Below are 12,601 nucleotides of genomic sequence, written 5' to 3' on the forward strand. Positions count from 1 at the left end.
AGGGCTCGGAGCGCTCATCGCTCGGACTCCTTCAGGAGCTGCTCGAGCTGATCGATCGCGCCGGTCCAGAACGCCTGATGGCGCTCGAGCCACTCACTGGCTTGCGCGAGCGGCTCGCGACGCAGGCGAAAGCGGTGAACGCGCCCCTCGACGCGACGCTCCACGAGCCGTGCGTCCTCGAGCACCCTGAGGTGACGCGAGATCGTGGGCTGCGCGGAGCGAAAGCGCGCGCCGAGCTCACCGGCGCTGCGCGCCTCGCCGCCCGAGAGCGCGTGGATCATCGAGCGCCGCGTCGGGTCGGCGAGCGCGCGAAACGTCCGGTCGAGGGCAGCCTCACGATGCATAGCTGTGTAGCTATATGTTCGAGGTGGCGGTGTCAACGGCCCGTCGCACGGCGAGTCGGCGGGCCCTGTCACATCCGTGCGATGTCCGGTGTCTCCTTCTCGAACGCATCGCGAAGGAGGCGACATGGCAGGAACGACACGGATCCCGGCGACCGAAGTCACCGGCATCTACGGCGCGATGATCAAGCGGCTCAGCAAGAGGATGCTCGGAGAGGTGCCGGAGTCCCTCGGCGTCTTCTGGCACAACCGTCCGGTGCTCAAGGCGTTCTTCGGGATGTCCGGTCAGGCGCAGAAGTGGGATGCCTGCGATCGCAACCTGAAGTCGTTCGCGCACATGGCGGTCGCAGCGACGGTCGGCTGCAGCTTCTGCCTCGACCTCGGCTACTTCACCGCCCACAACGAGGGCCTCGACGTGACCAAGGCGCGCCAGGTTCCGCGTTGGCGTGAGTCCGACGTCTTCACGCCGCTGGAGCGCGACGTCATGGAGTACGCCGAAGCGATGAGCGACACCCCGCCGAGGGTCACCGACGCGATGTCCGCCCGGCTCCTCGAGCAGCTCGGCGCGCCCGCGCTCCTGGAGCTCACGGCGTTCATCGGGTTGGCGAACCTCGCGGCCCGCACCAACGTCGCGCTCGGCATCAAGGCGCAAGGCTTCTCGGCGACGTGCGGCCTGCAGCCGCTCGCGGCGCGCACCGCGGAAATGGCCTCGGCGACATGAGCGACGACCCGTTCGTCGCCCACCGTGGCCTGCTGTTCACCGTCGCCTACGAGATGCTCGGCTCCGCTGCCGACGCGGAGGACGTCGTGCAGGAAACCTGGCTGCGGTGGGCCAGCACCGATCGGGCCGAGGTGCGAGATCCGCGCTCCTACTTGGTGCGGATCGTCACCATGCAGGCGCTCAACCGGCTGCGCTCCCGGAAGCGGCGGCGCGAGGACTACGTGGGGGAGTGGCTGCCGGAGCCGCTCCTCGTCGGCCCCGAGGTTGCGGAAGACGTCGAGCTCGCAGAGAGCATCTCGATGGCGATGCTCACCGTGCTCGAGACCCTCGGCCCTACGGAACGCGCGGTGTTCGTGCTTCGCGAGGTGTTCGACACGCCGTACGACGAGATCGCCGCGGTCGTCGGGAAGACCCCCGCCGCGGTGCGCCAGATCGCGCACCGCGCGCGCGAGCACGTCGCCGCGCGCCGGCCACGGATGCAGGTGACCCGAGCCGAACAGGAAGAGGTGATCGGCCGGTTCCTGAGGGCCCTCGCCGACGGCGACGTGCAAGGGCTCGTCGAAGTGCTCGCGCCCGACGTGGCGGTGGTCCCCGACGGAGGCGGCGTCGTCCGCGCGCTCCGGGTGCCGCTCGTCGGGATCGAGCCGGTCGTGCGGGCCCTCTCCGGCTTCGCGAAGCGCGCCGGTGCAGGCACCGCCGTCTCGCCGATGTGGATCAACGGCGGTCCCGCGGCACGAATCGACATCGATGGCGTGCTCGACACCGCGATCAGCTTCGTCGTCGAGGACGGCCGAATCACCCGCATCTACGCCGTCCGCAACCCTCACAAGCTCACGCAGCTCCGGGAAGAGAAGCAGGTGACCCTGCAACGTCGCGGGTGCTCGGATCAGAGCAGCTCGACGGCGGTGTAATTCACCTCGATGACGCCGTCGCGCGTCACGAGCTCACCACCGAGCACCGCTTCGACGTTCGTTCTTCCGGCGACCGGATAGGTCGCGGGGGCGAGCTCGAACAGGCATCCATCGCCGTCGCGCTGGAGTGTGTACGAGAGACATTCCCATCCTCCGCGCTCGTCACGACGACAGATGGGTGCCAGTGCGGGATCGGGCTCTCCGAGCTGAGAGAGCCAATGGGGCTCGACCGAGAACCCACGATCGCACTCGAGGCGCGCTTCGACGACGAAGTCCTCGAGCACCCGGCCGCGCGTCGCGACGGTTCCTTCGATGACCTCGAGGTTGTCGGCATGCGATATCCCGCGGCGTCCCAGTCGACCCGTCCGTCCGCGCTCACCGACGCCTCGGCGAACCAGCCCGACGTGAACGTGTACCGGTGCGTGATCGTCGCGTTGCACGCGTCGTCGACGTCGGCTGGGCGACGCGCGGGGCCACCGTCCGAGCACCCGAGCGAGAGCGAGAGAAGGGCGGAGATCACGAGAGGAGCATTCGAGTCACGAATCGACATGAGCGGCGCGCTGCGCAGTGCTCGTGCCAGCGTCGATGTTCGCGACTTCGACGGATTTCCCAGAGACGCGCGCGACACCATCGTGAGCCCTCGGAGCGCGGTCTCGCAGCGCATGGAGAAGCTCGATCGCGGTCACGTGGGCGCGGCGCGACACGCCTCGAAGCCGCGCGCGAGCACGTCGCGATCGAGCCCGTAGCCGACGATCACCAAGCGGCTGCGTCGCGTCTCGTCCTCGCGCCACGACGCGCCGAAGCTCACGTCCACTTCGTCCGCGACGCCCTGCAGGATCATCCGCTCGTCGACGCCGCGGATCGCGAGGACGCCCTTGGTGCGCAAGAGGCGCCCGGCGACGCGCGCGAGCTCCTCTTCCATCCAGTCGAGGAAGCGATCCTCGTCGAGCTCTGCATCGAGCACCAACGACACCGACTCGATCGCGCTCTCGTGCGGCGCCTCGGGCAGCGCCCGCCAGCCGACGTCGGTCGCGCGCTGCGCGAGGAGCGCCTCGAAGCTCGAGCCCGCGACCCCTCGCGCCGACGTCGCGATCACCGCCGCACCGTTGCGCGCCGCGAGCCACTCGCGCGCTTCGTCGATCATGTGCTGTGAGCACACATCGGCGCGCGAGAGCACCACGACGTCGGCATATCCGATCTGCTCGAGCGCGAGATCGTTCTGCGCGAGCGAGGGCAACCGCGTCGCGTCCACGACCGTGATCACACCATCGAGCTGCAGCGCCTCGGTCCGACCGATCGCGCGGATCACGCCGGCGGGCGACGCCGCGCCCGACGTCTCCACGAGCACCCGCCGTGGCGCGCGCGATGCGAGCTCCGAGAGCGCGCGCACCAGCTCTCCGTAGGTCGTGCAGCAGATGCACCCGCCGGTGATCTCGACCAGCGTCCGCGCGCGCTCCGCGAGCAGCTCGCCGTCGATCCCGATCGCGCCCAGCTCGTTCACGATCACCGCGATCTCGCCGCGCGCGTGCTCGCCGAGCCACGCGTTCACGAGGGTGGTCTTCCCCGCGCCGAGGAAGCCGGTCACCACGCTCACCGGGATCGTCCCGACCCGCATCGTGGGCAGTCTGCGACGGCGCGCGCTCCGCGTCGCGCGCCTCTGTTAGAGTCCGGCCCGATGGTCCGCACACGCATGTCGATCGTTGCGCTGACGCTCGCGCTCGGTGCCTGCAGCTTCATCGACGACTTCGGCAAATTCGAGTTCCAGGGCGACGACATGGACGCCCGGGTCGACGGCGACGGTGGCATTCGCGCCGATGGATGCAGCGTCGCGCGCGACGAGACGTGCAACGGCGAGGACGACGACTGCGACACCCGCGTCGACGAGCAGCCGACCGAGTGCGGCGGGCCGAACGAGCTCACCTCGTGCTCGGCGGGGACCTGCACGGTCACCGGCTGCGCCGAGGGCTGGGGCGACTGCGACAACAGCGTCGACGGTTGCGAGCACGACATCGCGAGCGATCACGCGTCGTGCGGCGCGTGCGGCATCCCGTGCGCCGCGACCGCGGCGTGCGTCGCGTCGACCTGCTCCGCGGGAGAGACCGGCTGGTCGCTGCTCGTGCCCAACGTGCAGTGGAGCGCCATCGCCGCCGGCGAGCGCGCGTTGATCGCGGCGGGCACGTTCCCGGGCACGGTGACGGTCGGCGCCTCGAGCCTGGTCTCGCGTGGCTCCGACGACGTGCTGATCACGCGCATCGACGACGCGGCGGGCACGCCGCTCTGGTCGCGCACGTTCGGCGGCAGCTCGCTCGAGCGCGTCGTCGACGCGGAGATCGCGGGATCGCTCGGCGACGTCGTGGTCGCGGGCACGACCGCGTCGCCGACGATGATCTACGCCGACGACGCGACGCAGGCGCTCTTCGGCGCGGCGAACACCACCGACGCGTTCGTGATCTCGCTCGCCGACGACGGATCGCTGCGCTGGTGGGCGCAGTACGGCGGCACCGGCTACGACAACGTCGTCGCGGTCGCGCGCGACGAGGACGGCTCGACGTACGTCGCGGGCAACTACTCGGGCGGCTTCTCGATCCGCAACGATCGCGACTCGTCGGGGATCCCGATCCCCTACGCCAGCGCGCCGCCCGACGGCGTCTTCGTCGTCAAGCACGAGCTCTCGGGCCGCACCGCCTGGGTGCGGACGTTCCCGCGAGGACCGGAGTTCATCGAGGCGTTCGCCTTCGGCGGCGACACGATCTTCCTCGGCGGCGAGCTCGACGACGGGATGACGTTCGACGAGATCGTGCTCACGCCGAACGCGTTCCGCCAGGGCTACGTGGTGGCGCTCTCGGCCGCCGACGGCATGGCGCAGTGGGGCCGCATCTACGGCGTGCCGGAGAACGAAGAGGGCGAGCTGCTGCGCTGGATGACCGCCGATCCCGAGGGGAACGTGTACTTCAGCACGCGCACCAACGGCGGCGCGGACTACGGCGGCGGCATGATCCCGCTGGCGCTCTCCGAGGGGTTCACGCTCGTGAGCCTCACGTCGAGCGCGGAGCATCGCTTCTCGCGCATCTTCTCGGATCAGTACGGCGAGGGTGGGGTGAACCGAATGCGCTTCGCGGGCGGGCACCTGCTGATCGCGGGATGGTCGGGGGCGGACGCGGACCTCGGCGGCGGCACGTTGCCCAACGTCGGGCGCAACGACGCGCTCGCGCTGCAGATCACGCCCGACGGTGCGTGGCGTTGGTCGGCGGTGATCGGGAGCACGGAGTTCGACGGTGCGAGCGCGATCACGTCGAGCGTGGACGGAGAGCGCGTCTACGCGGTGATGGGGCTCGCGGGGACCGTGGTGATCGACGGGACGACGTACGGCACGGGCGGGAGCATCCTCGTGCGCTTCGATCTGCCGGTGGGGAGCGAGCAATGACGAGGACGATCGTGGTCGCGGCGATCGTGATCGCGGCGATGTCGAGCACGCGCGTGAGCGCGCAGGCATCGGGCAGCGACGAGCAGGCGCGCATCCACTTCCAGGCGGGCACGCTCTACTTCGAGCAGGAGCGCTTCGAGGACGCGGCGCGCGAGTACGAAGAAGCGTTCGCGCTCTCGCCGCGCCCCGAGCTCCTGCTGAACGCGGCCACCGCGTGGGATCGTGCGGCGCGCCTCGAAGAGGCGATCGCCGCGCTCGAGCGCGTGATGCAGCAGTTCCCGGGCACCGAGGCGGCGCAGCTCGCGGAGCCGCGCCTCGATCGACTGCGGCGCATGCAGGAGCGCCTCGCGCGCGAGCGCGAGGAGGCCGCGGCGTCGGCGGCGACCACCACGACGACGACCACGACCTCCGAGACGCCGAGCACCGGCGGTGGGCTCGACTACCTGCCGGGCACGATCACGCTCGCGGGCTCGGCTGCGGTCGCGGCGATCGCGATCGTGCTCGGCGTCGTGGCCCACGACACCTACTCGACGCTCGAAGAGCAGTGCGTGGGCGGCGTGTGCCCCGGCGATCTGCGCGACGATCGCGACACCGCGTCGGCGCTCGCCGATGCGTCGACGGCCCTCACGTTCATCGCCGCAGCCGGCGGCATCGCGGGCGTGGTGCTGATCGTCGTGGCGGCGGTGGACGACGCGCCCAGCCCCTCGAGCGAGCACGTGGAGCTCGTGCCGGGCCCGGGCGACGTGGGCATCGGGGCGCGTCTGCGCTTCTGATGACCCGATCGGCGCGCGCCGCGCCTCTCTCCTCCCATGCGGCGCGCGCGTCTCGTCCTGGTCGGGCTCGCTCTCGTGGTCGCGGGGTGCGAGGGCATCCTGATCGAGCGCGGTGGGCTCGGCGAGATCGACGCCGGCGGCACCATCCCGAGGGTCGACGCGGCGCGCCCGATCGATCCGCCGCCGCGCGACGACGACGCGGGCACTCCGCCGCCCGATCCGATCGACGCCGCGATCCCGCCCGACGACGTCGATGCGGGGACGCCGCCTCCGCCGCCTCCTCCTCCGCCTCCTCCTCCGCCTCCGATCGACGCGGGCACCGACACCGACGCGGGCACCGACGCCGGACCGCCCCCGCCTCCTCCGCCGCCTCCTCCTCCCCCGCCGCCTCCGCCTCCGACCGGCTTCGCCGATCTCGTCACCCGCGCGCAGTGGGACGAGATGTTCCCCCAGCGCAACGCGCTCTACTCCTACGACGCGCTCGTCGCCGCGACCGCGTTCCACCCGACGTTCGCGCGCGAGGGCACGATCGAGCAGCGCCGCCGCGAGGTCGCCGCGTTCCTCGCGAACATCGCCCACGAGACCACGGGCGGCTGGGACACCGCGCCCGGCGGTCGATACGCGTGGGGCCTCTACTTCATCCAGGAGGTCGGCTGCGAGAGCGGCGCGTGCACCCAGTACTGCGCGCCCTCGGGCACCGATCCCTGCGCGCCCGGCCGCACCTATCACGGCCGCGGTCCCATCCAGCTCTCGTGGAACTACAACTACGGCCCGATGGGCCGCGAGCTCGGCGTGGACCTGCTCGCCGATCCCGACGCGATCACGCGTGACGGCGTCGTCGCGTTCCGCACCGCGCTCTGGTTCTGGACCACGGCGCGGTCCCCGAAGCCCTCGTGCCACGACGTGATCACCGGGCGCTGGACTCCCACCGACGCCGATCGCGCGGCGGGTCGTCTGCCTGGCTTCGGCATGACCGTGAACGTCATCAACGGCGGGCTCGAGTGCAATCGACCGGGCGACTACCGCGTCGCGGATCGGCTCGGCTTCTACGCGCGCTTCACGTCGATGCTCGGCGTCTCGCAGGGCGACAACGTCGACTGCGCATCGATGCTCCCGTATTGAGCTGAGCTTGCGGGAGGGGTCTTGGAAGACCCCTCCCCCCGACCGGCGGAGCCGGATCGGGCCCCCCCTCCCCGAACACTGCGCGCGGGGTACCAGCCCCGCTTGCTCACGCGCCTACGCGCGAGACGTCCGAGCTCACTCCGCGAGCGCGCAGCGCGGCCTCAACATCACCGCTTCGCGCACCTCCGAGCCCTCGCGCTGCGCGACCGCGAGCACCCGCAGATCCTCGGTGACGCGGACCGCGCGGGTGACGTGCCACGCTGCTCCGTCGGCGAGCAGCGCGTCGATCGCGAGCTTGCGATCGCCCACCATCATCCACCCGTACGCGTTCGGTCCGGTGACGCTCGGCCCGGTGTCGCCCCCGACGATCACTCCGTGATCGTTCACGTCGGTCGCCGCGCCCCACGCCAGCTCGGGCACCGGGAGCAGCGGGATCCGCGCGATCAGCTCGCCACGCCACACCACCGGCGTCATCGCGTCGCTGGTGAGCGACGACGCAGTGCCCACGATGAACGCTCCGTCGTCGGAGATCGCGAGCGCCCGTGACCTCAGCGCTCCGTCGTTCGGCAGGAGGCGCAGCTCGCCCGCGCCGGTCCACACGAACGCGCGCCACACGCCGAGCGTCTCGTCCGCGGTCGACGTGCCCACCACCGTGCTCGTCCCGTTCTGCACGATGTCCAGCGCCTGCACCACGGCGTGCCGCGTGTTCGCGTCGGGCGGCAGACCGAGCAGCTGCGTGAGCCGCGAGGCCAAGCGCAGCGACGCGCGCCGCGCCTCGTTCACGACGATCGTGCCGTTCGGGGCGATCGCGGTCGCGCTCGAGTCCTCGTCGTCGTCCTCCGAGAGATCGACGAGCCCACTCGCCTCGCTCCACACGAACGCGTGAGTGCGCTCGTCCTGCCACATCTGACCCGCGAACGATCCGTCCGGCGCCACCCCGGCGATGCGCGCGATCCGTCCCGCCGGCGACCCGGTGAGCGCATCGAGCGAGACCAGCACACCGGGCCCGTCCCAGCGATAGCTGTCGCCCAGGATCCCGAGGTACACGCGCCCCGCCGCGTCGACGTCGTAGGGCTCCGACGCGAGCTCGTCTGCGAGCACCTCGACGTCGAAGATCGCGGCGCCCGGCTCGAACGCGCACACGTCGGGCTCGACGTGCGCATCGATCGGCGGCGGGCCGCCGTCGCGCTCCGTCGCGCCGCCGTCGCGCTCCGTCGCGCCGCCGTAGCGCTCCGTCGCGCCGTGATCGAGAAAACACCCACCGAGCGCGAGGATCAGCGGCACCCAAGAAAAGCGAAAGCTCATCGAGATACTGCTGATTGGCCAGCAGCGCGCGCGTCCGTCACCGCACCTACGCGCGCGCCGCGACCGCGGCGATCCCGATCACTGCACCTGCTGCACCGCGCTCCCGCCCTGCGCCTGCGCCATCGCCTGGCCCATCTGGCTCGCGAGCGCTTCCTGCTCGGCCGCGAGCTGCTCGATCTGCGCGAGCTCCTCCTGCCACTGCTGCTCGCCGGGGCGGATCGCGATCGCGCGCTGCAGGTCCTGCATGCCGAGCTCGTAGCTGCCGGTGTACGCGCGGATGACGCCGCGGTTGAACAGCGTCTTGCTCACGATGTCGGCGTCCTCGGGGTTCAGCTGCGCGCTCGCGTCGTCGTAGGGCCCGAGGATCTGCGTGTAGACCTGCTCCGCGCCCTGGAGGTTGCCGGCGCGCACGAGATCGAACGCCTGCCCGCATCCGTCGGCGCCGCCGCAGTCGGTGAACGCGACCTCGACGGTGTCCGGCCACGGCAGGATCACGCGCGCGAACTGACCGACGAACGAGCCGATCATCGACTCGAGCATCCCGCGTCCGTCGATCGGCGCGGGGCGCCCGTTGGTCGCGCTCGTCGAGCTCTGGAGCGCGTCCTGGTAGGTGCGATCGAACACGACCTGACCGGTGTTCGCGACCATCACGACGAAGCGCACGCTCGCGCTCGCGTTGCCCCAGCGCGTCGTCTGCACGCACGGGTAATTCTCGGTGCGCGTCTGCTGGCGGCCGTTCGCGTCGGTGTACTGCACGCTGCGCGAGCACGTCGTCTGCGCGGTGCTGAAGTCCTCGCGATAGCTGAAGTCCATCACGTCGCCGGTGACGATGATCCCGCCGCCCGCCGCGAGGAGTCGGATCGCGGGGTTCAGGCTGTTCGCGATGCGCTGCTGCAGCATCGTCTGCACCTGATACGCGGCGTTGGGGTCCACCCCGTTGAACGGCTGCACGCTGAACGTGTTGCCGACCTGCGAGGCGTCGAGCAGCGCGGGGCGGACGACCTCGAAGCGAGCGCGCGATCCGCAGCCGACGGCGAGGAACGCGAAGAGCAGCGTGACGAGCGAGAGCGCGCGAGTGAGTGGCGAGCGAGGCATATGCGCGAGCGACGCTAGCAGCCCGCGCGCCATTCACGAAAGCGCGCGATCCGCGCGGGCGCTGTCGAGCCGCGGTCACGCCGTCGTGAAGGCGCGGCGCCAGGTGGCTCGATCGTCCGGACCGGTCTCGATCGAGGCCGCTCCGGCGATTCAGCCTGGAGGCGGAGTGCGTTAGGGTCGCACCTTTCGCACGAGGTCAGGATGTCCGTTCGGCTGTTTCCTCTTCCTCCATGCGCGGTCGCGCTCTCTCTGATCACCCTGCTCGCGAGCGGCTGCGACTGCGCCGGTGAGCGCTCCCCGCGACGCGGCGCCGGTGACGGCGGCCAGCAGATCCCCGACGACGACGGCGGCGGCGAGCCGCGCGACGGCGGCCCGCACGACGAGTGCGGCGACGGGCTCGACGACGATCGCGACGGGCGCGTCGACGAAGACTGCCAGTGCACGCCCGGCACGCAGCAGCGCTGCTTCGCCGGCGACCCCGAGCTCGCGGGCGAGGGCGCGTGCGCGTGGGGCGTCCAGGACTGCGCGAGCGGCCTCGAGTTCGGCACGTGGGATCTCTGCGTCGGCTCGGGCGCGCCGAGCGACGAGCGCTGCAACGGCGTCGACGACGACTGCGACGGCGAGACCGACGAGGGCTGCGAGTGCCCCGAGGACGCAGTGCGTCCTTGTTACTCCGGCCCCGCCGGCACCGCGGAGGTCGGCCTCTGCGCGAACGGCATCGAGCGTTGCGAGCTGATCGACGGCGGCTCGCGCTGGAGCGGCGAGTGCCTCGGCGAGTCGCTGCCGGCCACCGAGGTCTGCGACGCGACGTTCGACGAGGACTGCGACGGAGTGATCGACGAGGGCTGCGACTGCAGCGCCGGCGACACCCGCAGCTGCTACGGCGGCCCCGCGGGGACGCGCGACGTCGGCCTCTGCCGCGCCGGCACCCAGACCTGCACCGTGACCGGCGGCATCGCGGGCTGGGGCGCGTGCGTGGGCACGACCTTGCCGAGCGCCGAGACCTGCACCGGCGGTCGCGACGAGGACTGCGACGGAGCCATCGACTGCGCCGACCTCGAGTGCGACACCCACGCGGCGTGCTGCACGCCCTTCGACGACACCGTCTCGATCGTGCCGGTGGACGCCGAGATCCTGTTCGTCGTCGATCGCTCGGGCAGCATGGACTGGCTCGAGGAGACCGGGACCCAGACCCGCTGGCAGGCGCTCACGACCGCGATGAACGCGGTGCTCCCGTCGATCACCGATCTCCCGCTCGGCATGCTCACGTTCCCGCTGCGCGATCCCGCGGGCGGCAACGAGCTGCGCAGCTGCATGGTCGCGGCGTCGCCCGAGATCCCGATCGCGGTGGGCACCGGGTCGACCATCAGCGCCCGCCTCGTCTACGCCGATCCGCGCGCCGGCGACACGCCGACGCCGGCGGCGATCGCGACCGCGCGCAGCTACCTCGCGGCGAACCCGAGCACGCGCCCGCGCTTCGTCGTGCTCGCGACCGACGGCCTGCCCGAGCCCAACTGCGGCGCGACCGTCGCGTCGACGGTGAGCGCGATCACGAGCCTGCGCGTCGACCTCGGGGTCGAGACGTTCGTGCTCGGCTTCGTCGGCCCCGACGGCAGCGGGAGCGCGGCGGGCATTCCCGCGCTGCGCGACGCGCTGAACATGATGGCCGACGCGGGCGGCCGGCCGCGCATGGGCGCGGGCACGCTGCGCTACTACGAGGCGGTCGACGCGCCGGCGTTCGAGCGCGCGCTGCGGGCGATCCTCGCGGCGGCGACGGACTGTGCGGTCGACCTCTCGAGCGCGCCGCCGCGCCCGGGCAGCGTGGTGGTGCGACGCGACGCGGTCGTGGTGCCGGCGTCGGGCTACACGCTCACCGGCACGCGCCTCGAGCTGCTCGGCACCCACTGCGACGCGATCCGCAGCGGCGCGGTGTCGACGATCTCGGTCACCGACAGCTGCGGCGGCTGATCGCGCGGTGGAACGGGCGTCCCGGCTCGCCGGGACGCCCGACGAGAAAAAAGGCTCGTCTGCGCCGCCGACACGCAGTCAGACGAGAAAAAAGGCTCATCTGCGCCGCCAACACGCAGTCAGACGAGAAAAAAGGCTCGTCTGCGCCGCCAACACGCAGTCAGACGAGAAAAACCGCTCGTTCGCGCCGCGAACACGCAGTCAGACGAGAAAAGAACGCGTGTCTGCGCCGCCAACAGGCGTTCTGGCGAGCCTGAGGGCGTGTTGCCGCCGCCGACAGGCGTCCTGGCGAGTCTGGAGGCGTGTCTGCGCCGCCGACGAGCGATCTGGCGCGCGCGAGCGGCGTGTGGGGGCGATCCGAGCGAGCGGAGAGGTGTTCGGCGTCTCGCTCACTGCGCGCGACGTCGCCAGCCGCGCTTCTCGACGGCGCGCACGTCGGGCACTGCACCGAGCTCGTCGAGGTACGCCGCGAGCGCGGGGAGCTCGTCGTCGTCGGGATCGCCCTCGAAGGGCCGCACCCGCACCAGGTTGCCGTAGCTGCGCGCGATCTTCTCCGGCGAGTCGTCGACGAAGAGGATCGCCTCCTTCGCGAACCCGAGGCCGCGCAGCTTGCGGATGTCCTTGAGGTACACGGTCTCGAAGGTCTCGAGGTCGCGGTGCGGCACGCATCGATCGCGCGCGAGCACGAAGCGCAGCCGCGAGCGATCGCCGAACAGCATCGACACGACGCCGTTCGCATAGCGCTCGCCCGAGCTGGTCCACACGCCGACGTGGAACCGCTCGAGCACGTGCTCGAGGAACGTGCGCACCCCCGGCCGCTCGTACACGTGATACCCGAAGAGCACGTGATCGGCGGGCCGCTCGAGCGCGTCCTCGCGCGCATGCACGAGCGTCTCGTCGAGATCGAGCACGAGCAGCTTCTCGAAGCGCGGCACGCTCCG

Annotated in this window: 12 protein-coding genes; 6 read left to right on the forward strand and 6 right to left on the reverse strand. The window is 71.4% G+C overall.

Going from position 1 to position 12,601, the window contains the following annotated elements:
- Positions 1-14: 14 nt before the first annotated feature.
- On the reverse strand, positions 15-512 hold the full coding sequence (locus I5071_RS40310) for a metalloregulator ArsR/SmtB family transcription factor (protein ID WP_329611111.1): 498 nt from the start codon (positions 510-512) through the stop codon (positions 15-17).
- Between I5071_RS40310 and I5071_RS40315 the strand changes: the two genes are divergently transcribed.
- Both I5071_RS40315 and I5071_RS40320 read left to right on the forward strand, forming a co-directional pair.
- The gene (locus I5071_RS40315) at positions 469-1,062 is read left to right on the forward strand and encodes a carboxymuconolactone decarboxylase family protein (protein WP_236518709.1); all 594 of its coding nucleotides are present in this window, start codon (positions 469-471) and stop codon (positions 1,060-1,062) included. The genes I5071_RS40310 and I5071_RS40315 overlap by 44 nt on opposite strands.
- Positions 1,059-1,973, forward strand: coding sequence for an RNA polymerase sigma-70 factor (locus tag I5071_RS40320; RefSeq protein ID WP_236518710.1), 915 nt, complete (start codon positions 1,059-1,061; stop codon positions 1,971-1,973). Before I5071_RS40315 ends, I5071_RS40320 begins: the two co-directional genes overlap by 4 nt.
- Here the strand turns inward: I5071_RS40320 and I5071_RS40325 are convergent.
- Together I5071_RS40325 and I5071_RS40330 are read right to left on the reverse strand one after the other, a co-directional pair.
- Positions 1,949-2,257: a hypothetical protein gene (locus I5071_RS40325; RefSeq protein ID WP_236518711.1), complete on the reverse strand. Its 309-nt coding sequence runs from the start codon at positions 2,255-2,257 to the stop codon at positions 1,949-1,951. The two genes, I5071_RS40320 and I5071_RS40325, sit on opposite strands and share 25 nt — an antisense overlap.
- Positions 2,258-2,655: 398 nt before the next feature.
- Positions 2,656-3,588: a CobW family GTP-binding protein gene (locus I5071_RS40330; protein WP_236518712.1), complete on the reverse strand. Its 933-nt coding sequence runs from the start codon at positions 3,586-3,588 to the stop codon at positions 2,656-2,658.
- Positions 3,589-3,648: 60 nt separating this feature from the next.
- Here I5071_RS40330 and I5071_RS40335 point away from each other — a divergent pair, with 60 nt between their 5' ends.
- The 3 genes from I5071_RS40335 to I5071_RS40345 are packed head-to-tail and all read left to right on the forward strand — an operon-like array spanning position 3,649 to position 7,292.
- A complete protein-coding gene (locus I5071_RS40335; RefSeq protein ID WP_236518713.1) occupies positions 3,649-5,397 on the forward strand; it encodes a hypothetical protein in 1,749 nt (582 codons plus the stop codon).
- Positions 5,394-6,170, forward strand: coding sequence for a tetratricopeptide repeat protein (locus I5071_RS40340; RefSeq protein WP_236518714.1), 777 nt, complete (start codon positions 5,394-5,396; stop codon positions 6,168-6,170). The genes I5071_RS40335 and I5071_RS40340 overlap by 4 nt, the downstream gene beginning before the upstream one ends.
- Before the next feature lie 36 nt (positions 6,171-6,206).
- Complete coding sequence (locus I5071_RS40345) at positions 6,207-7,292, forward strand: glycoside hydrolase family 19 protein (RefSeq protein ID WP_236518715.1); 1,086 nt, start codon at positions 6,207-6,209, stop codon at positions 7,290-7,292.
- Between the two features lie 135 nt (positions 7,293-7,427).
- On the opposite strand, the gene I5071_RS40350 is transcribed toward I5071_RS40345, so the two are convergent.
- Both I5071_RS40350 and I5071_RS40355 read right to left on the reverse strand, forming a co-directional pair.
- Complete coding sequence (locus I5071_RS40350; protein ID WP_236518716.1) at positions 7,428-8,597, reverse strand: hypothetical protein; 1,170 nt, start codon at positions 8,595-8,597, stop codon at positions 7,428-7,430.
- 78 nt (positions 8,598-8,675) lie between these two features.
- A complete protein-coding gene (locus I5071_RS40355) occupies positions 8,676-9,692 on the reverse strand; it encodes a hypothetical protein (RefSeq protein WP_236518717.1) in 1,017 nt (338 codons plus the stop codon).
- Positions 9,693-9,893: 201 nt separating this feature from the next.
- On the opposite strand from I5071_RS40355, the gene I5071_RS40360 reads away from it, so the two are divergent.
- Positions 9,894-11,660, forward strand: coding sequence for a vWA domain-containing protein (locus I5071_RS40360; protein WP_236518718.1), 1,767 nt, complete (start codon positions 9,894-9,896; stop codon positions 11,658-11,660).
- Between the two features lie 389 nt (positions 11,661-12,049).
- On the opposite strand, the gene I5071_RS40365 is transcribed toward I5071_RS40360, so the two are convergent.
- A complete protein-coding gene (locus I5071_RS40365) occupies positions 12,050-12,595 on the reverse strand; it encodes an NIF family HAD-type phosphatase (RefSeq protein WP_236518719.1) in 546 nt (181 codons plus the stop codon).
- Positions 12,596-12,601 lie beyond the last annotated feature (6 nt).

Source organism: Sandaracinus amylolyticus, assembly GCF_021631985.1.
In the GTDB taxonomy this organism is placed as follows: domain Bacteria; phylum Myxococcota_A; class Polyangia; order Polyangiales; family Sandaracinaceae; genus Sandaracinus; species Sandaracinus amylolyticus_A.

Bases quoted from the DNA above. Each gene is read 5' to 3' on its own strand.
- I5071_RS40315 (WP_236518709.1), top strand. From the start codon at position 469: ATGGCAGGAACGACACGGATCCCGGCGACCGAAGTCACCGGCATCTAC.
- I5071_RS40310 (WP_329611111.1), bottom strand. From the start codon at position 512: ATGCCGGTGACTTCGGTCGCCGGGATCCGTGTCGTTCCTGCCATGTCG.
- I5071_RS40320 (WP_236518710.1), top strand. From the start codon at position 1,059: ATGAGCGACGACCCGTTCGTCGCCCACCGTGGCCTGCTGTTCACCGTC.
- I5071_RS40330 (WP_236518712.1), bottom strand. From the start codon at position 3,588: ATGCGGGTCGGGACGATCCCGGTGAGCGTGGTGACCGGCTTCCTCGGC.
- I5071_RS40335 (WP_236518713.1), top strand. From the start codon at position 3,649: ATGGTCCGCACACGCATGTCGATCGTTGCGCTGACGCTCGCGCTCGGT.
- I5071_RS40340 (WP_236518714.1), top strand. From the start codon at position 5,394: ATGACGAGGACGATCGTGGTCGCGGCGATCGTGATCGCGGCGATGTCG.
- I5071_RS40345 (WP_236518715.1), top strand. From the start codon at position 6,207: ATGCGGCGCGCGCGTCTCGTCCTGGTCGGGCTCGCTCTCGTGGTCGCG.
- I5071_RS40350 (WP_236518716.1), bottom strand. From the start codon at position 8,597: ATGAGCTTTCGCTTTTCTTGGGTGCCGCTGATCCTCGCGCTCGGTGGG.
- I5071_RS40355 (WP_236518717.1), bottom strand. From the start codon at position 9,692: ATGCCTCGCTCGCCACTCACTCGCGCGCTCTCGCTCGTCACGCTGCTC.
- I5071_RS40360 (WP_236518718.1), top strand. From the start codon at position 9,894: ATGTCCGTTCGGCTGTTTCCTCTTCCTCCATGCGCGGTCGCGCTCTCT.